Source organism: Bradyrhizobium sp. 1200_D9_N1_1, assembly GCF_052075915.1.
Taxonomy (GTDB): domain Bacteria; phylum Pseudomonadota; class Alphaproteobacteria; order Rhizobiales; family Xanthobacteraceae; genus Bradyrhizobium; species Bradyrhizobium diazoefficiens.
The window spans coordinates 773,874-798,171 of sequence record NZ_CP197226.1 but is presented as its reverse complement, the minus strand read 5'-3'; the positions used below and the strand labels follow the sequence as shown (position 1 = coordinate 798,171).

Sequence of the window (24,298 nt, the reverse complement as noted above, 5' to 3'; positions counted from 1 at the left end):
CACCCTGATCCATATCTTTCCGGCGTGGGGCGGCCGCGTCCATCGCATGGCGGCTTGTGTCATGCTGGCGCGGGGTGGCAGCAAGGGATCAGGACGGGACATCACATCATGCGCATTTGCATTTTCGGCGCGGGCGCCGTCGGCAGCCACATTGCGGTCCGGCTGGCGCGCGCCGGCCATGAGGTCTCGTGCGTGATGCGGGGGGCGCATCTGGAGGCGGCGCGTGCGGGCGGCCTGAAGCTGCGTGTCGGCGATTCCGAGGTCACCGCCAAGGTGAACGCCTCCGGGGATCCCGCCCAGCTCGGCCCGCAGGACGTCGTGATCAGCACCTTGAAGGCCACCGCGCTGACCGGACTGGTCTCCAGCATCAAACCGCTGCTGCAAGACGACACGGCGATCGTGTTCGCGCAGAACGGCATTCCCTGGTGGTACGGGATCGGCCTGCCGCCGCGGCACCCGACGCCGCCGGACATTTCCTTCCTCGACCCGGGCGGGCGCCTGCGCGCCTGCATCCCGAAGGAGCGGATCATCGGCGGCGTGATCTTCTCCTCCAACGAGGTGGTCTCGCCCGGCGTGGTGCAGAACCTCACCCCGGACCGCAACCGCCTGCTGATCGGCGAATGCGATGACCGCAATTGCGAGCGCATCACGAAACTCCGCGGCGTCCTCAACGATGCGCGGCTGGAATCGCCGCCGGTGGCCGAGATCCGCGAAGCGATCTGGTCAAAGCTGCTGACCAACATGTCGCTGTCGGTGCTGTGCCTGCTGACCGGCCAGACCGCACGCGGCGTGCGCGACGACCCCGCCTTTGCCGAGGTCATTCCGCGCATGTTGAACGAGGCCAACGACATCGCGCAGCACTTCATTCCCGAGGTCAAGCGCGTCACGCGCAGCGGCCCCGCCCCCAACCACAAGCCGTCGCTGCTGCAGGATTACGAGATCGGCCGCGCCATGGAGATCGACGTGCTGGTGAAGGCGCCCGCCGCCTTCGCGCGCACCTCGGGCCTGCCGACGCCGACCCTCGACCTGATCGCCGCGCTGGCGATCCAGAAGGCGCGCGACAAGGGGCTTTATTCGGCCTGAGTTCAGGCGAGCCCGCCGATCCAGGTCGTGAGCGCGTCGAGCACCTCGGTGAGCGCCTCTTCGTTGCTACGGCCGGACTTCTTCAGCACCGCGAAAGAGTGATCGCCGCCCTCGACCTCATGCAGCGTCGCCTTCGGGCCAAGCCCTTCGACGACAGGCTTGAGGATGCCGAGGTCGGCAAGCTTGTCGCGCGTGCCTTGCAGGAACAGCATCGGGATAGCGATGCCGGCGAGGTGCTCGGCGCGCTCCGCCGACGGCTTGCCGTCGGCATGCAGGGGAAAGCCGAGGAAGGCGAGCCCTTTGACACCAGGCAATGGAGCCTTGGACTGCGCCTGCGAGGTCATCCGCCCGCCGAAAGACTTGCCGCCGGCGACGAGCGTCACGCCGGGGCACAGCCGCGCCGCCTCCGCGACCGCCGCGTGGATGGCGGCGTGCGCGACCGCCGGCTGGTCGGGACGTCCTTGTTTCTTTTCCATATAGGGGAAATTGAAGCGGAGCGTCGCGATGCCGCGCTCCGCGAGGCCTTCCGCAACCTTGTCCATGAACGCATGCCGCATGTCGGCACCTGCGCCGTGCGCCAGCACGTAACAGGCGCGCGCATTTTCGGGCTGCGTCAGGATCGCGGAGACCGTACCGATGCGCTCGATGTCGAGCTTGAGCTCTTGAGTTTTGGTCGCCACAATCAGCCATCCCGACAGACGCTGCTCCGGCCGCCTTGGTAGCGTCACCGGCGCAGCCTGAAAACACAATAATTGTCGCCGCCGACCAGCCTACCAAGCCGGAACGACGCATCAACCGAGGTGACCATGTCCTACCGCTCCTCCTGGATGACCGAAGAGCTCGACGTCTTTCGCGACCAGTTCCGGAAATATCTTGCCAAGGATCTGGCACCGCATGCCGAAAAATGGCGCGAGCAGAAGATGGTGGACCGCTTCGCCTGGCGCGGGCTCGGCGAGATGGGCGCGCTCTTGGCGAGCGTACCGGAGGAATATGGCGGCCTGGGCGCAACCTTCGCCTATGACGCCGCCGTGCTGGATGATCTCGAGAGCACGGTGCCGGAGCTGACGACCGGCGTCTCCGTGCACAGCGCCATCGTCGCGCACTACATCCTCAATTACGGCTCGGAGGAGCAGAAGAAGCGCTGGCTGCCGAAGATGGCGAGCGGCGAGATGGTCGGCGCCATCGCCATGACCGAGCCCGGCACCGGCTCCGACCTCCAGGCCGTGAAGACCACGGCGAAGAAGCAGGGCAATTCCTACGTCATCAACGGCCAGAAGACTTTCATCACCAACGGCCAGGCCGCCGATCTCGTCGTCGTGGTCGCGCGCACGGGCGAAGCCGGTGCGAAAGGCATTTCGCTGATCGTGGTCGAGACCGCAGGCGCGGACGGCTACGAGCGCGGGCGCAACCTCGACAAGATCGGCCTGCACGCTTCCGACACGTCGGAGCTGTTCTTCGACAACGTCACGGTGCCGCCGGAAAACCTGCTCGGCAAGGAGGAAGGCCAGGGTTTTGTCCAGCTGATGCAGCAATTGCCGCAGGAGCGCCTCGCGCTCGCGGTCGGCGCCGTCGCCTCGATGGAGCGCGCGGTCAAGCTCACCACCGAGTACACCAAGGAGCGCAAGGCCTTCGGCAAGCCGCTGATGGATTTCCAGAACACCGCCTTCACGCTCGCCGAGCGCAAGACCGAGGCGATGATCGCGCGCGTCTTCGTCGACTGGTGCATCGAGCGCCTGGTTGCCGGGGATCTCGACACCGTCACGGCGTCGATGGCGAAATACTGGTGCTCGGACAAGCAGGTCCAGACCGCCGACGAATGCCTCCAGCTGTTCGGCGGCTACGGCTACATGCAGGAATACCCGATCTCGCGCATCTTCATCGATTCCCGCATCCAGAAGATCTATGGCGGCACCAACGAGATCATGAAGCTGTTGATCGCAAGGTCGCTGTGATCCGGCTGGTTACCTCATCCGCTTGTCGGCCGCGATGAAGTCGATGAAGGTCCTCACCTTCGCGGAGAGGTATTTGCGGCTCGGATAGACCGCGAACAGGCGCCCTTCGAAGATGATGTCGTCGGGCAGCATATGCACGAGCCGGCCGGCGGCGATGTCGTCCGCGACCAGCCATTTCGGCAGGAAGGCGAAGCCCATGCCTTCCAGCGCGGCCATGTGGAGCAGGGTCTCGTTGCCGCTGCGCAGGACCGGGTTGAGCTTGATGGTCTCGACCGTGCCGTTCCTGTTCAGGGAGAAGCTCTCTCCCGGATAAAGCGCATAGTGCAACAGCGCCTGGCCGGCGAGATCGGCGAACTTCGTCGGGCGTCCGGCGCGTTTGAGGAACGCAGGGGCCGCAACCAACAAGAAGGGGACCTTGGTGATGGGACGCGCGATCAGCGCCTCGTCCGGCGTGCCGGTCGCGCGCAAGGCGAGATCGAATCCCTCCTCGACCAGATTGACCAGCCGCCCGCTGAGATCGACGTCGAGGCACACCTCCGGATAACGAGCCTGGTAATCCGCCAGCACGCCCGCGAAGATCGCATTCGCCATCCACACCGGCGCGGTCAGCCGCAGCGTACCGCGCGGAACGACGGTCGCCTTGCTGACGGCGGCCTCGACCTCGTCGAGCGAATCCAGCATCTGCCGCGCCTGCTCGAAATAGAGCGCGCCGCTCTCGCTCAGGCTGACGCGCCGGCTGGTGCGGTTGAGTAGCCGCGTGCCCAGCCGCTTCTCGAGCTGCATCACGTGCTTGCTCGCCATGGCGGGCGAAATGCGCAGGCGCTGCGCCGCGGTCGCAAAGCTCTTCAGCTCCGCGACCAGGCAAAACACCCTCATGCTGACCAGCGAGTCCATGAAATCATCAACATCCAGGAAAGGAATCAATCATGGAACGCATAATGATCAAATGAGGCGAAACCATCAAATGGTGGCGACCCACAGACCCTGGAGACCCACCATGACCGCCACCACCTTCGAAACCGCCACCCCGGGCCGCGCCCTTCGCATCGGCCTCTGGGCCGCACAGGGCCTGATCTTCTTCGTCTTCGCCTCGGCCGGGCTGGTCAAGCTGCTCACGCCTATCCCTCAGCTGGCCGCGATGATGCCCTGGGCCGGGCAGTATTCCGAAACCTTCGTCCGAATCATCGGACTGATCGACCTTGCCGGCGGGATCGGCATCCTGCTTCCGGCCCTGACGCGGATCCTGCCGCGGCTGACGGTGTTGGCCGCGCTCGGCTGCACCGTGTTGCAGGTGTTCGCGCTCGTCTTCCACCTCTCGCGTGGCGAGACTGATGTCACGCCGCTCAATGTCGTCCTGCTCGCGCTCAGCCTGTTCGTGCTGTGGGGACGCGGCCGCAAGGCGCCGATTACGCCGCGTCAGCTCTGACCGGCAGGAACGCCGCCGCCATGATCTCAGCCAATGGATGGTCCCGGAGGGGTCTGCTCGCAGGCACCGCGATCCTCACCGCGGGCGGCGCCGCCGCCAGGGAGGACCGTCTCGCCGACGGCGTCGTGATCCTGATCGACAGCAACGAGCCCTATGTCATGGGACATGCGATCAGCTACTCGGCTAATCTCGCAAAGCACTTTGCCGACAAGGGCGCGCGATTGCTGATCGAGGTCGTCGCCAACGGCAAGGGCATCGACGTCTTCCGGGCGGACAAGACTCCGCTGGTCGAGCCGCTCGCGACGCTGCGACAGTCGCTGCCCAATCTCACCTACAGCATGTGCGCGTCGTCGAAGGCGATCGCCGAAGCCAAGGAGCAGGTCTCGATTCCGTTGATATCGGGCGCGAGCCTTGTGCCGTTCGGGATCGGCCGCGTCGTCGATCTGCAATTGAAGGGCTGGGCCTATATCCATGCGTGAGAAGCCTCGTGCGCCCGGCACGACACTGTCCAGGCGAGCGCTGCTGATGGCCGCGCCGGCGGCCCTTGTCCCTCCGCGCGCAAGCCGCGCGCAGGGCGGTGATCCCGCCTGGCCGCCGGTGTTGGAGGCCGGCCGCAGCCAGTTTACCGTCGTGCGGCCTCGCGCAACGATGCCGCAGCTCAGGCTTCAGGACCTGCACGGAAAAGACGTTGTGCTGACGGCGCGGCCGGGCCGGATCACGCTCGTCAACTTCTGGGCGACGTGGTGCGCGGCCTGCCGGCTCGACCTGCCTGTGCTCGCAAGCCTCGTGGGATCGCGGCCGGATCGGCTCGACGTTGTCGCGATCTGCACCGATACGAAGGACCTGCGCAAGATCCGCGCGTTCCTCGGCGGTCTCGCCGTGCAGAACCTCGCCTGCTACGTCGATGCGTATGACACGACGGCGGAAGCCTCAGCCTCGGCCTTCACGCTCGTCGGCATGCCCGTGACCTATCTGGTCGGCGCGAGCAACCACGTCGAGGGTTACATCACCGGCGCACCCGACTGGCTCTCGCCGGCAGGCGCGCGGTTGCTGCAATTCTATCGCGAGCAAGCCTGATCCGCTCAATTCGGATGCCACCAGCGGCCACCGATGACCACGCCCTCCGAAACGATCTTGCGATCGCCGATCAGGTGCTCGCCGACGACGTCCTCATAGTCGAACTGGCCCTGCCTGACCGAAATCAGCGTGGCGTCGCCGACGCAGCCCGGCTTGAGGCTGCCGAGCTCGGGGCGGCGCAGCGCCATCGCCGCGTTCACCGTCGAAGCGGCGACCACATCGGACAGCTCCATGCCCATGCACAGGAACTTCGACATGGTCGTGACCTGGTCGAAGGCCGGGCCATCGATGCAGAGCTGATGGATGTCGGAGGAGATCGTGTCCGGATAGAAGCCGTTGGCGAGCATCGCGCGCGCGGTCTTGAAGGCAAACGAGCCCTTGCCGTGGCCGATGTCGAACAGCACGCCGCGCTCGCGCGCATCCAGCACCGCCTTCTTCACCGTGCCCTGCGCCGTCGCCGGCGTGTTGGGGAAAGGGCGGAACGCATGGGTCAGCACGTCGCCGGGCCGCAGGCGCGCCAGCACGTCCTCATAGCTCGGCGGCGGATGATCGATATGCGCCATCAGGGGCATGCCGACCTCGTTCGCGACCTCGAGCGCGATGTCGAGCGGCACGGCCCCCGACGTGCCCGAGGAGTGCAAGCCCACGCGCACCTTGATGCCGACGATGAGATCGCGGTTGGCATCCGCCACCTTGGCCGCCTCGATCGGATTCATCAGCCGCAACTCCTCGCTCTCACCCACCATGATCCGGTGCGAGAAGCCGAAGATGCCGGCATGCGAGACGTGCAGGTAAGCGAGAATGCGGACCTGGCTCGGCTCGATCACATGCTTGCGGAAGCCCGCGAAATTGCCGGGCCCCGCGCTGCCGGTGTCCACCGCCGTGGTGACGCCGGAGAGGCGGCAGAATTCCTCGGCATCGATGCCGAGCGAGGTGCCGCCCCAATAGACATGGGTGTGGAGATCGATCAGCCCCGGCGTCACGATGTAGCGTGACACGTCGCGCACCTCCGTGCCCGGATCCGCCTTGAGCCCGCTGCCCACCGCAGCGACCTTGCCGCCGGCAAAGCCGACATCGGTCACGGCGTCGAGCTTCTGGGACGGGTCGACCACACGGCCGCCGCGCAGGATCAAGTCGAAAGGCATTGTCGTCTCCGGATGGGCAGTGAGGCGTGGCTAGCAGGTCAGCCGGGCCAGCAAGGAAGGAAGCCGTTCGCTTCTAGCAATTTTTGCGCCGATGGACCCGCCAAATAGCGGCCAATGCCCATGACAAAATGGCGATCCCGGGATGACTCGAACATCCGACCTACGGTTTAGGAAACCGCCGCTCTATCCGGCTGAGCTACGGGACCGCGGAACCCGCGGGAGGCGGGTTTCGACCCCTCTTAGCAGAGCAGGATTGGGATCGCCAGTCGCCAGACGGGGTCAGCGATGCGCTGCGCCGATGGTCGTCAAACTGCGTTAGGGGTGTACCATGGTCCCAGCCCAAAACCGGGTCCAGGAGCCGGCACCATGATCGAGGGCATCAGTGCCATCACACTCGGCACCCATGACATGGCGCGCGCCGTGCACTTCTACCGTTCGCTCGGGTTCGAACTCCTGTATGGCGGCGAAGCCGCTGCATTCACCAGCTTTCGCGCCGGGACCGGCTATCTCAACCTGACCGCACAACCGGACGACAAGCACTGGTCCTGGTGGGGGCGCGTCATCTTCTACGTCGCCGATGTCGACGGGACCTACGAGCGCGCCCGCGCAGCCGGTTGGCAGCCATCGAGCACGCCTCGCGATGCGGAATGGGGTGAGCGCTACTTCCATCTCACCGACCCCGACGGCCACGAGCTCAGTTTCGCGCGTCCGTTGTCCTGACCGAATAAGTCACACCCGCTGACGTTCCCAACGCGCAAGTAGCGCTCTCTCAGCCGCCGTGGCAAGCTCGGCGCGGTTGCCTCAAGCGAGAATTGTATCTGGGTTCTAACGAGGGAGGACGACCATGGTAACCTATGTCGTGCTGGGAAACTTCACTGATCAGGGAGTCCGCAACGTCAAGGACTCGCCGAAGCGGGCCGACGCCTTCAAGGAGATGGCCAAGACGTTCGGAGTGACCGTGAAAGAGATCGTCTGGACGCAGGGACGATATGACGTTGTAACCGTTCTCGAGGCTCCAGATGAGGCTGCCGCGATGTCGCTTAGCCTTAGTCTCAGCGCACTCGGCAATGTCCGCACCGAAACGCTGCGCGCGTTTTCGGCGGCAGATATGACAAAGATCGTCGGCAAGATGCTCTGACGCTCAAGCCCGCGCGAGCGCACTGGACCCGGGATGGCAATCCCGGGAATAGGCCTTTCATGCCCTGATATTGTTCTCGCGCACCACCTTGCCCCAATAGGCGACCTGCTTGTCGAAGAAGGTCTTGAAGGCGGCGCCGTCCTCGAGCAGCAGCGTCATGTGCTGGGTCTCCTTGAGCTGGGCTGCGGTCGCGGGTTCGCTCAGGATCTCCCTGGACGCCGCCGCCATGGCGGCGACGATCTCAGGCGGCGTGCCCGCGGGCGCGAAGATGCCCCACCAGGCCAGCGTCTCGAAGTCCGGAAAGCCCGCCTCGATCGCGGTCTGCGTATCGGGCAGCGCCGGCAGCCGCTCGCGGCCGAGCTGCAGGATCGGACGCAGCATGTTGGAGCCGAGCTGGGCTGCGACCAGCGCCGCCGATCCCGCGATCAGATCGACATGGCCGCCGAGCACGTCGTTCATCGCGGGGCCGCCGCCGCGATAGGGCACGTGCACGATCTCGACCCCGGCCTTGTTGCCGAGCACGGTCATGGCGAGATGGCCGAGCGTGCCGATGCCGACGGAGGCGTATTTCACCGCACCGGGCGTCGCCTTGCAGGCCGCGACCACGTCGGCAAAACTCTTGTAGGGACGGCCGGCGCCGGCGGCGATCACGTAAGGCGCGGTGCCGACGAGCAGCACCGGCATCAGCTCGCGCTCGACGTCGACCGGCGGCTTGTCGAGGATGGACGGGATCACCGCGTGGGAATCGAAGGTGACCAGGAACGTCGTGCCGTCCGCCGGGCTCTTGGCGACCTGCGCGGCGCCGAGCGCGCCCGCGGCGCCCGACTTGTTCTCGACCACGACGATGCGGCCAAGCTTGGTTTGCAGATTGCTCTGGAGCAGCCGCGCCATCGCATCGGTCGAGCCACCCGGCGGAAACGGCACGACCAGAGTGATCTTGCCGGCCTGCGCCGCCGCGGGCGCCATCGCCAGGATTGCGGGCGCTGCCAGCAGCGCCCGTCGTGTGATCGTCATGGTCCCCTCCCTTGTGTTTCCGCGCCCGGCTTTTGCTCTTTGGCGCTTAGGTCGTCCCGAAACCCGACCCGGGTTTTCTGTATTCTGGCCGCGGTGGACTGAAGATGTCCAGCACGCGGGCGCCCTCGGGGCCGGCGCGCATGGTGTGCGGCACATTGCCCGGCGTGCGCCAGAAGTCGCCCTTCTTCACGGGGATCTCCTCATCGCCCTGGACGCGGATGGCGGAGCCGTCGAGCAGCACGCCCCATTGCTCCTCGGGATGGTGGTGCAGCGTACCATGCGCGTGCGGCGCCAGCGTCACCACCGACAGCATCGCCTGCTCGCCGGAGAAGATGCGCGTGGTCACCCCCGCCGCAAGCTCGCGGAACAGCCCGTCGCTGGCGTCGTCGAGATTGTGGAACTCTTCCTTCTGGCTCACGCCATCCTCCCCTTCGTTCTCGCGTCGATCAGGACTTGCCGTAGGAGCCCTGATAGCGGCCCTCGCGGATCGCCTTCAGTGTCTCCTCCTCGCGCGCGACCTGGGCGCGCACGGCTTCCAGCAACGCGGCCGCACCAGCCGCGGGAAACGACACCACGCCGTCCTCGTCGCCGACGACGATGTCGCCGGGCGAGATCACGCTGCCGCCGACCGTAACAGGCACATTGATCTCGCCGGGGCCGTTCTTGTAGGGGCCGCGATGGATCACCGCGCGGGCATAGCAGGGGAAGTCATCAGCCGCGAACGCCGCGACATCGCGGATCGCGCCGTCGATGACGTAGCCTTCGGCTTTGCGCCACTGCGCGATGTTCTTCATGATCTCGCCGACCAGCGCGCGGGTCTCGTCGCCGCCGCCATCGACCACGATGACGTCGCCGGGACCGACCAGATCGAGCGCGCGGTGGATGGCGAGATTGTCGCCGGGCCGGGTGCGCACCGTGAAGGCCGTGCCCACCAGCTTGCCGCCGCGATGATAGGGCTTCAGCCCCACCGCGCCCGGCAAGCGGGCGAGGTTGTCTGAAATGACGGAGGTCGGTGCACCTCGAAAGCCCTCGATGATGTCGGCCGGCGGCTTCGGCACGCTGTTGGCTACGATCGTGATGGTCATGTCAAAGAGTCCTTTCGTGAATTTTCTTATTCGGCGTGCGCCCGCGCCTTCGCCGGCCAGATCCGGAAGGCACGCCCCTCCTTCATCCACGCCGCACGCTCGTCGCGCAACAGCGTGCGGCGCACTTTTCCGGAATCATCGCGCGGCGGGGCGCTGACGATCTCGAAACTCTCGGGGTGCTTGTAGCGGCTGAGCCTGTCCTTCAAGAACTCCGCCATGCCGTCGGCGATAACCTGGCCGTCCGCATCCAGCTCCGGCTCGATGATGGCATGCACGCGCTGGCCCAATTCCGGATCAGGCAATCCCACCACCACGCAGGAGCGCACGACGGGGCAGGCGGAGACGGCGGCCTCGACTTCGGCCGGATAGATGTTGGCGCCGCCGCGCAGCACCATGTCGGCGAGGCGGTCGCCGAGATAGAGATAGCCTTCCGCATCCAGCCTGCCGATATCGCCGAGCGATTCCCAGCCGTCGGCGCGCCGCTTCGGCTCGGCGCCGAGATAGTGATAGGTGGCGTCCTTGCCGTCATTGTTGAGGAAATAGATCTCGCCGGTCTCGCCCGGCGCGACGTCGTTGCCGTCCTCGCCGATGATGCACAGGCGCGCCATCTCGCCGATCTTGCCGACCGAGCCCTTGTGGGTCAGCCATTCCGTGCCTGATATGATGCAGGAGCCTTGCCGCTCGGTGCCGCCATAGAGCTCCCAGACCCGCTCGGGCCCGAGCCAGGCGATCCAGTTCTCCTTCAGCCAGGGCGGCATCGGAGCCGCCATGTGAAACACGGTCTGAAGGCTCGAGACATCGTAGGCGTTGCGCACGTTCTCAGGCAGCGCCCAGATCCGGTGCATCATGGTCGGCACGAAATTGACCCACTGCACGCGCTCGCGTTCGATCAGCCGCAGCGTCTCCTCGGCGTCGAACTTGACGAGGCCGGTGAGCTGGCCGCCGGCGAACAGCGCGGTGTGCGACACGATGAACGGCGCATTGTGGTAGAGCGGGCCGGGATTGAGCAGCGAGACCCCGAAGGGGATGTTGAGCGCCGGCGCGGCGACGGTGTCGGTCACCGCCGGGTGATGATCGAGGATCACTTTCGGGCGGCCGGTAGAGCCGCCTGAGGTCATGGCCTTCCAGTAGCGCGCCACCGGCGGCGTCAGCGGCTCGTCCGAAAATCCTTCCGGCACGAAATCCGCAGGCAGACGGTTCGGCGCGTTCCAATCGGCCTCGCCGCCGACCACCAGCGCAGGCTTGAGGATGTCGAGCACCGCGGCGGCTTCGCCGCGCGGCAACCGCCATGACAGCGAGGTCGGTGTCGCCCCGCACTTCCAAATCGCAAACGAGGTCTCGAAGAATGCATTACCGTTGGGAAGACCGATCGCGACGAAATCGCCGGGCTTGACGCCCTTGGCCGCAAATGCCCGCGCGCGCCGGTTGGCGCCGCGCTCGAGCTCGTCCCATGTCAGCGTATCCTGCCCGTGGCGGACGGCGATCGTGCCTTGGGGTTTGCGCTCAGCGTACCAGCGCGGCACGTCGGACAGGGGCAGCAGCATCAGGCGTTTCCACTTCGTCTTCTTGGCGGCGCCTCGGGGTGAGATGCTCGCGGTGCGAAGTGTAACAGCCGGAGCCGGAGCTTCAAGGCAGCGGCGTCAGCGCTCGGCGCCGCAGCCCGGAATATCGAACAGGGCCGCGAGCCCGCATTTCGAGGTCAGCATCTTGTCGCCGTCATGACCGACGCCGGGAACGTCCCAGACCCGGTGGTTTGGCGTACCGTGATCGCGCTTGGCCATCGCGTCCACGTAAGCGTGGCCGCGGGCGTAACGATAAGGCCCCTGCGCCTCCGCCATGCAGCTCTTGTCCAGCGCGGAATGCTTCGGGTTGGTGTCGAGCGTGCCAAGCAGATAGATCACCTCGCGCTCGACATAGCGCTGCTCGAGCGCCGCCGGCGTCGCGTCGGCGAGATAGGGCGGCCGGTCGCCCATGCCGTATTTCCAGTTGTTGTAGCCCGGACAGGACGCGGCAATTGCGGGCACCGGCCGGTCGGCGCTGAAATAGGCATAGGACGAGGGGTTGGCGACGACATAGCGGACGTCGATGTGCTGGCGCGACAGCGCCGTCTCGCCCTTGCCGGCGATGGCATAGCGTTGCACGACCTGTCCGCCGCCGGAATGGCCGGCAACCACGACCTGCTTCAGGTTCGGGAAGACGCGCCGGTCGGCGAGTCTTGCGAGGATCGCATCGAGCGCCTCGAACGAGGAGACCGGATTGGGCGCAAGCGCGGCATCGCCGCCCTCCCATCCCTCCAGCGACCAGCGCAGCGTGTCCTCCGTCAGCTTGTGCGCTTCGATATCGATCTCGGCGAGAAACTGCGGCACGATCATCAGTGCGGCCTTGCCGTCGTCGCCCGCCACGGCCTGCGCGTTGTTGGCCGATATGTAATATTCGTCGGCGTTGCGCAGGCGTCCGTGCAGCACGATGACGGCGCGCGAGATCGCGGGCTGCGGCATCGACCAGTCGCGGGAGAGGTAGAGCCGCAGCGTTCCCCGGCCGCCGACCGAGAGCCGTGCATCGCCGATCGCCTTCACCGGCTTGCGGTTGGGCGCATCTTCGTCCGCTGCAAAGGCATGGCCGCAGATCAGCACCAGGACGAGTGCGGCAAGACAGGCCAGCGCTCTCATGACGAACATTCCCCTTCGCCTCCGAATGGATAGAACTCTAAGCGCATGACGTGCCGTACGGCTGTGACTCCCGCGCCACGTCAAGCAAAAAATGTCAGCATTGCAGTCATGAAATTCCCGAGTTCCATGGGTGACAAGCCGGCGATAAAGAGGCAAAAATTGGCCCGACTCAGTTCGGGTTGAGTTTTGCAAGGAATGCTCTCGTAGAATGTGGTCCGTGTTTGCATCGCGTCGTGCGGCGCTTCTCGTTGCTGCAGCAGGATTTTTTCTGCTGACGCACGCGCATGCCCAGGCGCAATGGTGGAAGCGCGCGCCTGTCGACTTCGAGGAATGCGCTGATGCCGCCGAGAAGGCCACGACCAAGGCGGAGAAAACGTCGGCGCTTGCGGATTGCAACGCCAAGTTCGCCGGACGCCGCAAGCCGGGCGGCGGCTACTCCTATTACGACTTCCTCCAGGACCGCACCTTCGATATCGCAGGTCCCAACCCGACGCCGGAAGAGCAGAAGAAGATCGACGAAGCCTACACCGCCTATCTCGCCAATCAGCGCCGCAGCAATGAAGCGGCCCAGGCCACCGCGCGTCAGCAGCGCGAGCAGCAGGAACAACAGGTGCAGCAGCTCCAGCAGGTCGCGCTGCGGACCGACGTCGAGCGCGTGCCCGTCCCGGTCGAACGGCCGAAGGTGCAGCAGGCCGTGGGCCCGAGACCGAAGGGCGCACCCTGCACCAAGGGCTCGTTCTCCTGCGAATGGCCGCGGCTGTCGGAAAGCCTGAACGATCTGAAGAAGCTGTTCAGCCCGACGCCGAGCAAGCCGGCGAAGAAGGGGTGAGCTTCTCGCACTGACCGTAGGGTGGGCCAAGGCGCGCGCTTCGCGCCCCGTGCCCACCATTCCGGCAAGAAGGAAGATGGTGGGCACGCTTCGCTTTGCCCACCCTACATCCTCAGTTCGGCTGCTTCTTCTTGCTGCGCTTCGGTTTGACCACCGGCGCATCCGCCGGCGCTGTCGCCGGTGAACTGCCCAACTGCGACCTGCTCTCCTGCAATCGCCTGTCATAACCGGGAGAGTTCATGACCGTCGGCGGCCGGGCTTCCGCAAACGTGGACGCGCCGCAGAGCACGGCCAGTGCGAATCCGATCATCAAGAAACGCCTCATCGTTACTCCTCCGGTCGCGCGGCATGCACTCAGGCGCTACCCGCGAATCTGCTGCGGCGTCAGCCCGGGAGGGCCGTTGCCGGCGACTTCAGCTTCCTTGATCAGCGCAACAATGCGGCGCATCAGCGGCACATTGACATTGCTCTGCTCGGCAAGCGCGATGACCGCGCCCTGGAGATAGTCGATCTCGGTCTTGCGGCCCTGCTTCAGGTCCTGCCACATCGAAGAGCGCGCCTCGGGATCGATCTTCATGGTCCGCCCCAGGATCGCGTTGAAGATCATGTCGGGCAATCTCAGCAATGTCGGCGTCCAGTTCAGCGGGATCGGCGTCGCGGAGACCGGATTGATGCCGGCGGCCTTCATCGCAGCCAACCCCTCTGCCATCTGTTCGGCGAACAGTTTTCGCCAGTTGCGGCTTGCCAGTTGCGCGGCGAGCGGCATGTCCGACAATGCGCTGAGCGCGTTGTTCAGGTTGATGATCAGCTTGCCCCATTGCACGCCGGTGATGTCGCGGCTCGCGCGCATCGACAGACCGGGCACCGAGAGCGCCGCGGCCGTGTTCTCGGCGTCCTCTCCGACATGGATGTCGCCGGAAGTCGAGCGGTGGAAGCGCCCCTCGCCCATCGCGATCACGTTGAACGGCACCATGCCGGCGAGCACGCGCCGGCCGCCGAGGCGCTCGCGCAGCACCGCGACATTGCCGACGCCGTTCTGAAGCGAGACGATGACAGCGTCCTGCGGCGCGTGCTGCGCGATCTGGTCCGCGACATCGGCGGTGTCGGCGCTCTTCACGGTCACCAGCACGATGCCGGCACTATGGAAGATCGCGGGATCCTCCGACAGCGCGAGCTGGCCGGCCCCGAGCTTCTTCTCGGAGCCGTCGAAATCGGTCAGCCGCAGGCCGAACCGCTCGATCTCGGTCTTCACCCGCGGCCGCACCAGCAGCGCGACGCGACGGCCGGCAGCCGCCAGCATGCCGCCGACGAAACAGCCGATGGCGCCCGCGCCGGCCACCACGATCGGTCGATCCGCAACCACCTGACCTCAACTCCCTGAATGACCGGCCTTCGATAGCAGAGCCGGGGGTCTCGCGGCTACGGCGCATCCGCCTTGTAACGGTCATGAGAGCCCCATATGTTTTCGCCCCGGGGGGCTTGTCAGCGGCGAGCGCTCGCCGAACGGGAACAGCAAACTCGCCGAACGAGAACGCCAAAGGAGAGCACCATGGGTCTACTCGACGTCCTCAACGGCATGCAGAACGGCCCGCACGGATCGCGCACGGGCGAGCAACCATCCTCCGGCGGCATGTCGCCGATGACCATGGCGCTGCTCGGCCTGCTCGCCTGGAAGGCATTCAAGCATCTGACGGCGGGCCAGCCGGGCGACGCGCCTGCCCCGCAGCAGCGCTCACCGCTGCCGCCTCCGACGCCTGTCAATACGGGCGACGCCACGCTTCCCGGAGGGAGCGGCGGCGGTCTCGGCGATCTGCTCAAAGGCGGCCTCGGCGGTCTGCTCGCGGGCGGCGCGGCCGGCACCGTGCTGAGCGGCGGGCTCGGCGATCTCCTCAATCAGCTCCAGCAGGGCGGCCACGGTGAGACCGCGAATTCCTGGGTCGGCAAGGGCCAGAACAAGCCGATCGCGCCCGGCGATCTCGCCAGCGCACTCGGCGCGGACCAGATCGAGAGCCTGTCCGCCCAGAGCGGCCTGTCGCGCGAGGAGCTGCTCTCCGGCCTCAGCCAATATCTGCCGCAGGTGATCGACCACCTGACGCCGGATGGACGGCTGCCGACCGAGAACGAACTCTCGGGCAGAATTTAGTCAAGATTGATCTGCGCGTTCTCGGGAAGGGGAGCATTGTCATGAGCATGGGCGGCCTGTTGTGGATCATCGTCGTCGGCTTCATCGCCGGTCTCATCGCGCGCTGGCTCGCGCCGGGGCCGAACAATCCGAGCGGCTTCATCCTCACCACCATCCTCGGCATCGCCGGTGCGTTTCTGGCGACGTTCGTCGGCCAGGCGATCGGGCACTACGGCGCGGACCAGGGCGCCGGCTTCATCATGGCCACGATCGGCGCGGTGGTGGTGCTGTTCATCTGGCACCGGCTGGTGGCGAGCGGCGTGATCAAGGGGTAGCCACCGTCATTCCGGGGCGCGCAACGCGCGAACCCGGAATCTCGAGATTCCGGGTTCGATGCTAACGCATCGCCCCGGAATGACGTCGTGTAGAGTCACGCAATCAAATGCATGCCAGCGTCCATGCGCACGACCTCGCCGGTCATGTTGCTGGAGGCCGGCATCGCCAGGAAGCAGACGAGCTGCGCGATGTCGTCGGCGGTTGACGCGACCTTCAGCGGCACCTTCGCCACCACGCTGTCGCGCACCTGCTTTGCGCCGGCCTCGCCGCGGCCCTTGGTGAACCAGGGCGTGTCGATATAGCCGGGGCATACCGTGTTGACGCGGATCAGCGGCGCCAGCGCCCGCGACAGCGACAGCGTCATCGTGTTCAGCGCGCCCTTGCTCGCGGCATAGGCGATCGACGAGCCGACGCCGCTGATGCCGGCGACCGACGACACATTGACGACCGCCGACGGCCGCCCCGACGCCTTCGCGCCGGCTTCCAGCAGGCTGCGCGCCGCGCGCACCATCTGGAACGGGCCGATGGTGTTGACGCCGTAAAGGCGCTGGAAATCTTCCGCCGACAATCCGTCGAGATCGGCATGGGCGACATGCTTGGTGGTGCCGGCATTGTTGACGAGCACGTCGAGCCGGCCCCAGCCGCTGGCTGCCGCAACGATCTTGCGGCAATCCTCATCCTTGGAAACGTCGCCCTGGGCGACCAGGACTTCCGCAGCGCCCGCGTTGCGGCAGAGCTCTGCCGTGGCCTCGGCTTCCTTCTGGCTCGACGAATAGTTGATGACGAGCCGCGCCCCGCTCCGTGCGAGAATTTCCGCGGTCGCTGCGCCAAGTCCGGATGCGGACCCCGTCACGATTGCGCATAAGCTGTCTTTGGCCATCCGGATTTCCTTCCCCTGTATCTGATGCAAGCCTTGGGTCGCTGGCCCTGTTTAGCGAGTTTGCCGCACCCTGCAAATCGAGCAAACTCCGCTAAGCGGAATTAGTCCAGATCGGTTCTCGCGCCCATGCCGGTGCCGCAGATGGGCTTGCGATCAACGCTTGTCAGGGCCATGGCTTTTTCAGATCATCGGGCGCAAGAAGAGACCGCGCGCCGGCTTGACTTGGCGGGACGCGCCAATGGCAAAGCACGGGGAACGCTGTGGCGGAGAGTGACAATATCGTCGTCGAGACCGCGGAGAAGATCTTCGCCGATCTCGCCGACCCGCAGACCATCAACAACGACAAGAAGGATTCCTGGCAGGCGCCGCTATGGCAGGCGCTGAGCGAGGCCGGACTGCCGCTGTCCTGGGTGCCGGACGATCTCGGCGGCTCCGGCGCAAGCCTTGCCGACGGCTTTGCGCTGCTCAACGCCGCCGGCCGCTTCGCGGTCGCGGTGCCCCTCGCCGAGACCATGCTGGCGGGCTGGCTGCTCGCGCAGGCCAGGATCGCCTCGCCCGAAGGCGAGATGACGGTCGCCCCGGCGTCGCCGAAGGATCGCATCACGCTCGATGCCGACGGCGCGCTCTCCGGCCGCGCCCGCGGCGTGCCCTTTGCCAAGGCCGCGAAACATTTTGCCGTGCTGGCGCATGGCAAGGACGGCGTCTCGATCGCGCTGGTCGATGCCAGCAAGGGCCGGATCGAATCCGGCCTCAATGTCGGCTATGACCACAGCGACACCGTCACGCTCGACAAGGCCCAGCCAATCACGATCAAGCCGGCGCCGAAGGGCTTTGACCAGACCGCCCTGATGCTGATGGGCGGCGTCGCGCGCAGCCTTCAGATCGCGGGCGCGCTGGAAGCGATGCTCGACATCTCCGTGCGCTACTCCAACGAGCGCGTCGCCTTCGAGAAGAAGATCTCGAAATTCCAGGCCGTGCAGCACAATCTCGCGCGGCTTGCCGGCGAATCCGCCGCAGCGCTCGCGGCCGCAACGTCCGCGGCCGATGCCATTGCAAACGCAACGTCGTTCAACGACGAGGTCTACCTGGAGGCCGCCTCGGCAAAGATCCGTTGCGCGGAAGCCGCCGAAAAAGGCGGCGCCATCGCGCACCAGGTCCATGGCGCGATCGGCTTCACCATGGAGCACATCCTGCACCGCTATTCGCTGCGGGCGCTGGCCTGGCGCGACGATTTCGGTTCGGAAAGCCACTGGGCCGTCGAGCTCGGCAAGCTGGTCGCAAGGCGCGGCGCCGACGAACTGTGGCCGCTCGTAGCTTCGCGTTGATCGGGAGACGAAACACATGACCGCTGCCCTCCGTTTCGATCCGATCCGCCTGCCCGAGAAGTGCGAGCAATTGCGCAAGGAAGTGCGCGCGTTCCTCGCCGAGGAGATCGCCGCCGGCACTTTCGATCCGCACAAGCCCAACCGCGAAGACACCGACGCGCCGGAATTTTCCCGCCGGGTCGGCGCCAAGGGCTGGCTGGGCATGACCTGGCCGAAGAAATATGGCGGCCAGGAGCGCTCGTTCCTCGAACGCTACGTGGTGACCGAGGAGATGCGCGTGGCGAATGCGCCGACGCGACGCTTCTTCGTCGCCGACCGCCAGAGCGGGCCGGTGCTGCTGAAATACGCCCCTGAACACATCAAGATGGAGATCCTGCCACGCATCTGCCGCGGCGAGATCTGCTTTGCGATCGGCATGAGCGAGCCGAATTCCGGCTCGGACCTGTTCGCGGCGAAGACCCGCGCGACCAAGACCGACGGCGGCTATCTCATCAACGGCACCAAGATCTGGACCTCGTCGGCGCATATCGCCGACTACATGATCGCGATCTTCCGGACGTCGCCGCCGACCAAGGAGAACCGCCGTCACGGCCTGACGCAGTTTTTGGTCAAGATGAAGCAGCCGGGCATCGAGGTGAACCCGATCGGCCAGATCACCGGCCAGTACGAGTTCAACGAGGTCGTCTTCACCGACTTCTTCGTCCCTGACGATCACGTGCTCGGCGAGGTCGACGGCGCCTGGAAGCAGGCGACGAGCGAGCTTGCCTACGAACGTTCGGGCCCCGAGCGCTTCCTCGAGACCTATTACGTGCTGACCGAGCTGGTCCGCGCGGTCGGTCCCAATCCGGACACGCGCAGCGCCGAAGGCATCGGCCGGCTGGTGGCACAGCTTCACACCATGCGGCGCATGTCGGTCTCCGTCGCCGGCATGCTGCAAGCCGGCAAGGAGCCGGTGGTGGAAGCCTCCATCGTCAAGGACATCGGCACGGTCTGGGAGCAGCAGCTTCCGCATCGCGTGCGCGATCTCGCCGCTTTCGTCGAGGAGACCGCGACCAACCGCGAGACGCTGGAGCGGCAGCTCGACTTCGCCATCAAGACCGCACCGAAACTCACCATCCAGGGCGGCACCACCGAGGTGCTCCGCGGCATCATCGCGCGCGGACTTGGCTTGCGCTAATTCAATCGAGGACCATCATGAGCACCTATACAGATATCGGCGTCGAGAAGGTCGGGCACGTCGGCACCATCGAGATCCGCCGTCCGCCGCTGAACTTCTTCGACATCTCGCTGATCAACCAGATCGCGGACGCGCTCGACGAGTTCGACCGCGACATCGAGATCCGCGCCTCGGTGCTCTCGGCCCAGGGCAAGGCGTTCTGCGCCGGCGCCAATTTCGGCGACCCCGCGCGACAAGCCCAGGAAGCGCGCGCGGCCGAGAAGAAGGGCGACCCGGCCGACAACCTCGGCCCGATCAGCCATCTCTACATCCAGGCCGTGCGCATCTTCCGCGCTAAGAAGCCGATCGTCGCCGCCGTGCAGGGCGCGGCGATCGGCGGCGGCCTGGGCCTCGCGGTGTCCGCGGACTTCCGCGTCACCTGCCCCGAAGCACGCTTCTCCGCGAACTTTACAAAACTCGGCTTCCACCCCGGCTTCGGCCTGACCGTGACGCTGCCGGAGCTGATCGGCAAGAACAACGCCGAGCTGATGTTCTACACCAGCCGCCGCGTCACCGGCGAAGAAGCGGTCAAATGGGGCCTCGCCAACGAGCTGGTGCCGCAGGACCAGGTGAAGTCGGCCGCGATGAAGCTCGCCGGCGAGATCGCCGAGTGCTCACCGCTCGGCCTGCTCTCGACGCGCGCGACGATGCGCGCCAGCCTCGCCGACCGCGTCATGGCCGCCACCAACCACGAGCTCGCCGAGCAGACCCGCCTGCGCGCGACGGAAGATTTCAAGGAGGGTGTGAAGGCGACGGAAGAACGGCGCGCGGCGAATTTCAGGGGGCGGTGACCTCTTCTTCCTTCTCCCCTTGTGGGAGAAGGTGGCGCGAAGCGCCGGATGAGGGGTATCTCTCCGCAAATGCCTCTCTCGCAGATGTGCGCGCGGAGAGAACCCCTCACCCGTCTCGCCGCTCCGCGGCGAGCCACCCTCTCCCACAAGGGGAGAGGGTTTAGCCGCGCCCCACCACCAGCGCGTCCACGATGGTCACGCCCTGCCCTTCGGCGTGCACCAGCACCGGGTTGAGCTCGATCTCCGCGATGTCCCTCGCATGCCGCGCGGCGAGCACGGAGACGTCCGCGATCAATTGCGATAGCGCCACGACATCCGCCTTCGCTGCTCCGCGAAAACCGTTCAGCAATGGCGCCGCCTTCAAACCCTTGAGCATCGCCCCCGCCTCCTCCGCACTCACAGGCGCCGGACGATAGGCGACGTCACGGAACAGCTCGGTGGTGATCCCACCGAGACCCACCATCACCATCGGACCAAAGGTCTTGTCCGTCATCGTGCCGACGATGATCTCGACACCCTGCTTCGCCATCGGACCGACCAGCACGCCCTGGATCACAGCCTCCGGCCGGTGCTTGCGCGCATTGCCCAGCAGCGCCTCGAACGCCAGAAACACCTCGCCCTTGGCGACGATGTTGACGCGCACGCCGCCGATCTCGCTCTTGTGCGCGATGTCGGGCGACTGGATCTTCATCACCAGCGGGAAGCCGATGCGGGCGACCGCTTCATCGAGCCCGGCCTTGTCCTTCACCAGCACTTCGTCCGGCAGCGCGATGCCGGCGGCGCGCAGCAACGCCTTGCTGTCGGCCTCTGACAGAACCGGCGAGGTCAGATGCGCGGAGAGATCGCGCGACGGCAACCGCGCCTCGTCCGCGGGCTTCGGTAGCTCGAAACGGGCGTAATCCACGAGTTGCCGCATCGCGACGCCGGCATGGGACAGGCCGGAGAGCACGACGACGCCGGATTTGGCAAGCTCGCGCCGTGCGAAGTCGGACGGCACCGTGTAGGAATAGAACAGCACCGGCTTGTGCTGCGCCGCCAGCACCGGCGTCAGCTCCTCCTCCCTGAAGGGCTTGCGCATCTCGCTCGACAGCGACAGCACGACCAGGATCGCGTCGACCTCGTCCGAGGCCGTGAGCAGATCGACGCTCTTCTGAAGACCGCCCGACGTGACGCCCTGCGCGGTGACGTCGATCGGATTGCGCGCGGTGCCGTAGGACGGCATCAGCGTCTTGATCTCCGCCTGGACCGGTTCGGACAATTCCGGCACCTGCAAACCCCGCAGCGCCACCGCATCCGCGCCCCAGATGCCGGCGCCGCCGGAGACGGTGACGACCGCAACGCGATCGCCCTTCGGCAACGGGTTGCTCGCCAGCACGGCGGCAATCGTCAGCGCCTCGTCGAGATCGTTGGAGACGATGAAGCCGTATTTCGCGAACACCGCATCATACGCTGCCGACCAGCCGGCCATGCTCGCGGTATGCGAGGCCGCGGCGCGCTGGCCTGCGCCGGAGCGGCCGACTTTCGTCACGATGACGGGCTTCTTCACCTCCGCGGCGCGCCGCGCCGCCGCGAGAAACTTGCCAACGTCGCGGATGCCTTCGATGAACAGCAGGATCACGTCGGTCGAGGAATCCTGCACCAGGTAATCGAGGAATTCGCCGGCGCCGAGATCGGATTCGTTGCCGGCGCTGACGACGTAGCTCACGGCGACACCGAGCGCCCGGGCGCGGTGATAATAGGCAAAGCCGATGCCACCGCTCTGCGCGACGATGCCGATTCGTCTTTGCGTGGCGACGAGCGGCACCACACCCGGCTTGACGTCCACGGCCGGGCTGAACGTCGCCGCCACGCGCTGCATCTGGCTGAAAAAGCCCTCCGCGTTGGGGCCGGAGATCCGCATGCCCGTGCGCTTGGCCAGCGCCGCGATCGCATCCTGCATCGCCGCACTGTCGCCGCCCTCCTCCGCAAAGCCGGAGGAGATGATGACGGCGTTCCTGACGCCGGCGACGGCGCATTGCTCGAGCGCAGGCAGCACGGCACGGGCGGGAATGATGACGACGGCGAGATCGATCGGCGCACCGATCTCCGCGATCGACTTGTAGCAGGCGAGCCCGTCGATCTCGGCGTAGTTCGGGTTCACCGGATAGATCTTTCCGGGATACTCGTTCTTGCGCAGCATCGCGAGCAGCCGCCCGGGAATCTTCTCATGATCGCGCGAGGCGCCGATCAGCGCGATGCTGGCGGGCGAAAAGAAGCTGTCGAGCGGATGCGGCATTGGGAGGCGAGTCCTTTTTCGTGGAGCCGTGCACTCTCTCAAACCGTCATCCCCGCGCAACGGCGAAGCCGATGTCGCTGGAGGCGCGAGATCAGCGGCGCAACTGCGCCGCTGGGCGAGCCTCGAAGGATGAGCGGCCCGGCCGGTGGCCGTTCATCCTTCGAGGCTCCCTGCACGGCGCTGCGCACCGTACAGCTCGCACCTCAGGATGACGGTTTGAGAGCTACGAAGGCGAGAGCTCACGCATTGAGCCGGAACGTCACTCCACCCAGCAGGAACTCGTTGCCAGCCACCGCGAGGCCTTTCGCCCTGGCCGCATGCAGCACGCCCGCGACATCAGCCACCCGGAACTCCAGCGCGCTCATGATCTCGCTAGGCCCCTTCACGAAACGAAAAGTTGCGTTGGGCAGCCTCAGCTCGGCATCGCTTGGCGCGACCCCGATGATCCCGCCCCAGTGCTCCGCCAGCCCCGCTGGATCCGGGCTCTGCATCTCCACCGCTGTCAGCGCCTGCGTCACATCCTTGCGGATGAATTTCTGCCAGTCCGGTCCCGCCGGCGGATACGGCCCCAGAATGTCGTCGCTGCCTTTGGTGTGGTTGAACTCGATGAAGGCCGCGCGGCAGTCGCGCGGATGGAGCTGCACGCCGTGATACGGCGCGTGGTCGATCACGTTCGCCGTACGCACGCCGAGCGCGTTGGCGTTGCGGCCGCGCTCGTCCGGATCGTTGCAGCAGAAGATCGCCATGTAGCCGCCGCGGCCGCCGGTCTTCTCGATGAAGCGGCCGGCGGTGGTGCCGTCCTTGAAGGGTGCGACCACCTCCAGCAGGATCGTGTCGACCGGGAGCAACGCGTTCTCCAGGCCGTATTTTGCGACATTGCCGTCGCGGTAGCAGACGGCGAGGCCCATGATGTCCGCGATGTCGGAGATCACGGGCGCGAGCTGCGGCGCGACCAGGCAGATCTGTCGCAAGCGCACATAGGGCGCCATGATCATGCGCCCTTGAAGGTCGGCTTGCGCTTCTCGACGAAGGCCTTTGCGGCCTCCTTGTGGTCCTCGGTGTCGCCGCAGCGGGTGTGATGGATCGCCTCGCCGTCGAAGCAGTCTTCCAGCGCCAGATGCTCGGCATTGTTGATGTTGCGCTTGATGAAGCCGAGCGCGATCGAGGGGCCCTGCGCCAGCGACAGCGCGAGCTCGTGGGCGGCAGTGTCGATCTCGGCGTCGGGCACGACCTTCGTCACCATGCCGATGGCCTGCGCCTCCTTCGCGGTGAGCACCGGCGACATCAGATAGAGCTCGCGCGCCCGCGCGCTGCCGAGCAGCTGGGTCAGGAAATAGGTGCCGCCGTAATCGCCGGAGAAGCCGACCTTGGCGAAGGCGGTGGTGATCTTACAGGATTCAGAGGCGATGCGCAGATCGCAGGACAGCGCCATCGAGAGGCCGGCACCGGCCGCGGCGCCGTCGAGCTGCGCCACCACGGGTTTCGGCATCTGGTGCAGGATGCGCGAGACCTCCATGCCGCGGCGCAGATTCGCAAGCTTCTGCTCGAACGGCAGCGGCGCGCGGCCCTCCGCCATCGACTTGACGTCACCGCCGACACAGAACGAGCCGCCGGCGCCCTTGAACAGCACCGCGCGCACCTCCGGATCGTCAGCCGCGCGCCGCGCCGCCTCGACCAGCCCGCGCACCATGTCCGGGTTGAGCGCGTTCTTCCGTTCGGGGCGATTCATCGTGATGGTGAGCAGCCCGCCTTCGAGCTTTTGCAGGACCATGTCGTTGCTCATGGGACGTCTCCCTCTTGTTGTTTGTTGTTTCGTCATTCCGGGGCGCGCCGACCGTTAGATTGTCGTTCCGGGGCTCGCGAAGCGAGAACCCGGAACCTCGAGATCCCGGGTTCGCTTCGCGCCCCGGGATGACGTCATGACTTACGTCACGC

The 24,298-nt window shown here is 66.1% G+C and carries 27 protein-coding genes and 1 tRNA gene; 13 read left to right on the top strand and 15 right to left on the bottom strand.

What is annotated here, in order from left to right; genetic code table 11:
- Positions 1–108 precede the first annotated feature (108 nt).
- Positions 109–1,083, top strand: a complete 975-nt coding sequence (locus AB5K84_RS03770; RefSeq protein ID WP_011082949.1) for a ketopantoate reductase family protein — start codon at positions 109–111, stop codon at positions 1,081–1,083.
- A 2-nt stretch (positions 1,084–1,085) separates the two neighbouring features.
- Here the strand turns inward: AB5K84_RS03770 and AB5K84_RS03765 are convergent, their stop codons facing one another.
- A complete protein-coding gene (locus tag AB5K84_RS03765; RefSeq protein ID WP_038966631.1) occupies positions 1,086–1,763 on the bottom strand; it encodes an alpha/beta hydrolase family protein in 678 nt (225 codons plus the stop codon).
- A gap of 126 nt (positions 1,764–1,889) precedes the next feature.
- On the opposite strand from AB5K84_RS03765, the gene AB5K84_RS03760 reads away from it, so the two are divergent.
- On the top strand, positions 1,890–3,035 hold the full coding sequence (locus AB5K84_RS03760; RefSeq protein ID WP_038966632.1) for an acyl-CoA dehydrogenase family protein: 1,146 nt from the start codon (positions 1,890–1,892) through the stop codon (positions 3,033–3,035).
- 9 nt (positions 3,036–3,044) lie between these two features.
- Here AB5K84_RS03760 and AB5K84_RS03755 read toward each other — a convergent pair whose 3' ends face one another.
- Entirely contained in the window at positions 3,045–3,929 is an 885-nt protein-coding gene (locus tag AB5K84_RS03755) for a LysR family transcriptional regulator (protein ID WP_011082953.1), read from the bottom strand.
- A 103-nt stretch (positions 3,930–4,032) separates the two neighbouring features.
- Between AB5K84_RS03755 and AB5K84_RS03750 the strand changes: the two genes are divergently transcribed.
- The 3 genes from AB5K84_RS03750 to AB5K84_RS03740 are packed head-to-tail and all read left to right on the top strand — an operon-like array spanning position 4,033 to position 5,538.
- On the top strand, positions 4,033–4,461 hold the full coding sequence (locus AB5K84_RS03750; RefSeq protein WP_028175129.1) for a DoxX family protein: 429 nt from the start codon (positions 4,033–4,035) through the stop codon (positions 4,459–4,461).
- Positions 4,462–4,481: 20 nt separating this feature from the next.
- Complete coding sequence (locus tag AB5K84_RS03745; protein ID WP_028175130.1) at positions 4,482–4,940, top strand: DsrE family protein; 459 nt, start codon at positions 4,482–4,484, stop codon at positions 4,938–4,940.
- Positions 4,933–5,538 carry a TlpA disulfide reductase family protein gene (locus tag AB5K84_RS03740; RefSeq protein WP_011082956.1) on the top strand — a complete coding sequence of 202 codons (606 nt, stop codon included), beginning with the start codon at positions 4,933–4,935 and terminating at the stop codon, positions 5,536–5,538. The genes AB5K84_RS03745 and AB5K84_RS03740 overlap by 8 nt, the downstream gene beginning before the upstream one ends.
- A 5-nt stretch (positions 5,539–5,543) precedes the next feature.
- Here AB5K84_RS03740 and AB5K84_RS03735 read toward each other — a convergent pair whose 3' ends face one another.
- Complete coding sequence (locus AB5K84_RS03735; protein WP_011082957.1) at positions 5,544–6,683, bottom strand: amidohydrolase/deacetylase family metallohydrolase; 1,140 nt, start codon at positions 6,681–6,683, stop codon at positions 5,544–5,546.
- 129 nt (positions 6,684–6,812) lie between these two features.
- Positions 6,813–6,889, bottom strand: a tRNA-Arg gene (locus tag AB5K84_RS03730).
- 160 nt (positions 6,890–7,049) lie between these two features.
- Between AB5K84_RS03730 and AB5K84_RS03725 the strand changes: the two genes are divergently transcribed.
- Together AB5K84_RS03725 and AB5K84_RS03720 are read left to right on the top strand one after the other, a co-directional pair.
- Complete coding sequence (locus AB5K84_RS03725; RefSeq protein WP_038966633.1) at positions 7,050–7,403, top strand: VOC family protein; 354 nt, start codon at positions 7,050–7,052, stop codon at positions 7,401–7,403.
- A gap of 124 nt (positions 7,404–7,527) precedes the next feature.
- Positions 7,528–7,821: a GYD domain-containing protein gene (locus AB5K84_RS03720; RefSeq protein ID WP_011082959.1), complete on the top strand. Its 294-nt coding sequence runs from the start codon at positions 7,528–7,530 to the stop codon at positions 7,819–7,821.
- A 57-nt stretch (positions 7,822–7,878) separates the two neighbouring features.
- Here AB5K84_RS03720 and AB5K84_RS03715 read toward each other — a convergent pair whose 3' ends face one another.
- The 5 genes from AB5K84_RS03715 to AB5K84_RS03695 all read right to left on the bottom strand — a co-directional run bounded on the left by AB5K84_RS03715 (position 7,879) and on the right by AB5K84_RS03695 (position 12,589).
- Positions 7,879–8,835: a tripartite tricarboxylate transporter substrate-binding protein gene (locus AB5K84_RS03715; protein ID WP_011082960.1), complete on the bottom strand. Its 957-nt coding sequence runs from the start codon at positions 8,833–8,835 to the stop codon at positions 7,879–7,881.
- 46 nt (positions 8,836–8,881) lie between these two features.
- On the bottom strand, positions 8,882–9,253 hold the full coding sequence (locus AB5K84_RS03710; protein WP_011082961.1) for a cupin domain-containing protein: 372 nt from the start codon (positions 9,251–9,253) through the stop codon (positions 8,882–8,884).
- 28 nt (positions 9,254–9,281) lie between these two features.
- Positions 9,282–9,920: an RraA family protein gene (locus AB5K84_RS03705; RefSeq protein ID WP_028175134.1), complete on the bottom strand. Its 639-nt coding sequence runs from the start codon at positions 9,918–9,920 to the stop codon at positions 9,282–9,284.
- 26 nt (positions 9,921–9,946) lie between these two features.
- Entirely contained in the window at positions 9,947–11,464 is a 1,518-nt protein-coding gene (locus AB5K84_RS03700) for an AMP-binding protein (protein WP_011082963.1), read from the bottom strand.
- 96 nt (positions 11,465–11,560) lie between these two features.
- Positions 11,561–12,589 carry an alpha/beta hydrolase gene (locus AB5K84_RS03695; RefSeq protein WP_441232783.1) on the bottom strand — a complete coding sequence of 343 codons (1,029 nt, stop codon included), beginning with the start codon at positions 12,587–12,589 and terminating at the stop codon, positions 11,561–11,563.
- A 208-nt stretch (positions 12,590–12,797) separates the two neighbouring features.
- On the opposite strand from AB5K84_RS03695, the gene AB5K84_RS03690 reads away from it, so the two are divergent.
- On the top strand, positions 12,798–13,418 hold the full coding sequence (locus AB5K84_RS03690; RefSeq protein ID WP_038966637.1) for a hypothetical protein: 621 nt from the start codon (positions 12,798–12,800) through the stop codon (positions 13,416–13,418).
- Between the two features lie 112 nt (positions 13,419–13,530).
- On the opposite strand, the gene AB5K84_RS03685 is transcribed toward AB5K84_RS03690, so the two are convergent.
- Together AB5K84_RS03685 and AB5K84_RS03680 are read right to left on the bottom strand one after the other, a co-directional pair.
- Positions 13,531–13,743: a hypothetical protein gene (locus AB5K84_RS03685; RefSeq protein ID WP_028175138.1), complete on the bottom strand. Its 213-nt coding sequence runs from the start codon at positions 13,741–13,743 to the stop codon at positions 13,531–13,533.
- Between the two features lie 36 nt (positions 13,744–13,779).
- Positions 13,780–14,781, bottom strand: a complete 1,002-nt coding sequence (locus tag AB5K84_RS03680; protein WP_011082966.1) for a 2-dehydropantoate 2-reductase — start codon at positions 14,779–14,781, stop codon at positions 13,780–13,782.
- 186 nt (positions 14,782–14,967) lie between these two features.
- On the opposite strand from AB5K84_RS03680, the gene AB5K84_RS03675 reads away from it, so the two are divergent.
- Together AB5K84_RS03675 and AB5K84_RS03670 are read left to right on the top strand one after the other, a co-directional pair.
- Entirely contained in the window at positions 14,968–15,561 is a 594-nt protein-coding gene (locus tag AB5K84_RS03675) for a YidB family protein (RefSeq protein WP_028175139.1), read from the top strand.
- Between the two features lie 41 nt (positions 15,562–15,602).
- Positions 15,603–15,875: a GlsB/YeaQ/YmgE family stress response membrane protein gene (locus AB5K84_RS03670; RefSeq protein WP_161532573.1), complete on the top strand. Its 273-nt coding sequence runs from the start codon at positions 15,603–15,605 to the stop codon at positions 15,873–15,875.
- 95 nt (positions 15,876–15,970) lie between these two features.
- Here AB5K84_RS03670 and AB5K84_RS03665 read toward each other — a convergent pair whose 3' ends face one another.
- On the bottom strand, positions 15,971–16,756 hold the full coding sequence (locus AB5K84_RS03665) for an SDR family NAD(P)-dependent oxidoreductase (RefSeq protein ID WP_011082969.1): 786 nt from the start codon (positions 16,754–16,756) through the stop codon (positions 15,971–15,973).
- Between the two features lie 260 nt (positions 16,757–17,016).
- On the opposite strand from AB5K84_RS03665, the gene AB5K84_RS03660 reads away from it, so the two are divergent.
- The 3 genes from AB5K84_RS03660 to AB5K84_RS03650 are packed head-to-tail and all read left to right on the top strand — an operon-like array spanning position 17,017 to position 20,088.
- Positions 17,017–18,081 carry an acyl-CoA dehydrogenase family protein gene (locus tag AB5K84_RS03660; protein WP_011082970.1) on the top strand — a complete coding sequence of 355 codons (1,065 nt, stop codon included), beginning with the start codon at positions 17,017–17,019 and terminating at the stop codon, positions 18,079–18,081.
- 16 nt (positions 18,082–18,097) lie between these two features.
- Positions 18,098–19,258: an acyl-CoA dehydrogenase family protein gene (locus tag AB5K84_RS03655; RefSeq protein WP_011082971.1), complete on the top strand. Its 1,161-nt coding sequence runs from the start codon at positions 18,098–18,100 to the stop codon at positions 19,256–19,258.
- 17 nt (positions 19,259–19,275) lie between these two features.
- A complete protein-coding gene (locus AB5K84_RS03650; RefSeq protein ID WP_011082972.1) occupies positions 19,276–20,088 on the top strand; it encodes an enoyl-CoA hydratase/isomerase family protein in 813 nt (270 codons plus the stop codon).
- Positions 20,089–20,248: 160 nt separating this feature from the next.
- Here AB5K84_RS03650 and AB5K84_RS03645 read toward each other — a convergent pair whose 3' ends face one another.
- The 3 genes from AB5K84_RS03645 to AB5K84_RS03635 form a co-directional block, all read right to left on the bottom strand.
- A complete protein-coding gene (locus AB5K84_RS03645) occupies positions 20,249–22,363 on the bottom strand; it encodes an acetate--CoA ligase family protein (protein WP_011082973.1) in 2,115 nt (704 codons plus the stop codon).
- Between the two features lie 239 nt (positions 22,364–22,602).
- On the bottom strand, positions 22,603–23,352 hold the full coding sequence (locus AB5K84_RS03640; protein ID WP_038966641.1) for a hypothetical protein: 750 nt from the start codon (positions 23,350–23,352) through the stop codon (positions 22,603–22,605).
- 2 nt (positions 23,353–23,354) lie between these two features.
- Positions 23,355–24,146: an enoyl-CoA hydratase gene (locus AB5K84_RS03635; protein WP_011082975.1), complete on the bottom strand. Its 792-nt coding sequence runs from the start codon at positions 24,144–24,146 to the stop codon at positions 23,355–23,357.
- Positions 24,147–24,298: the final 152 nt, after the last annotated feature.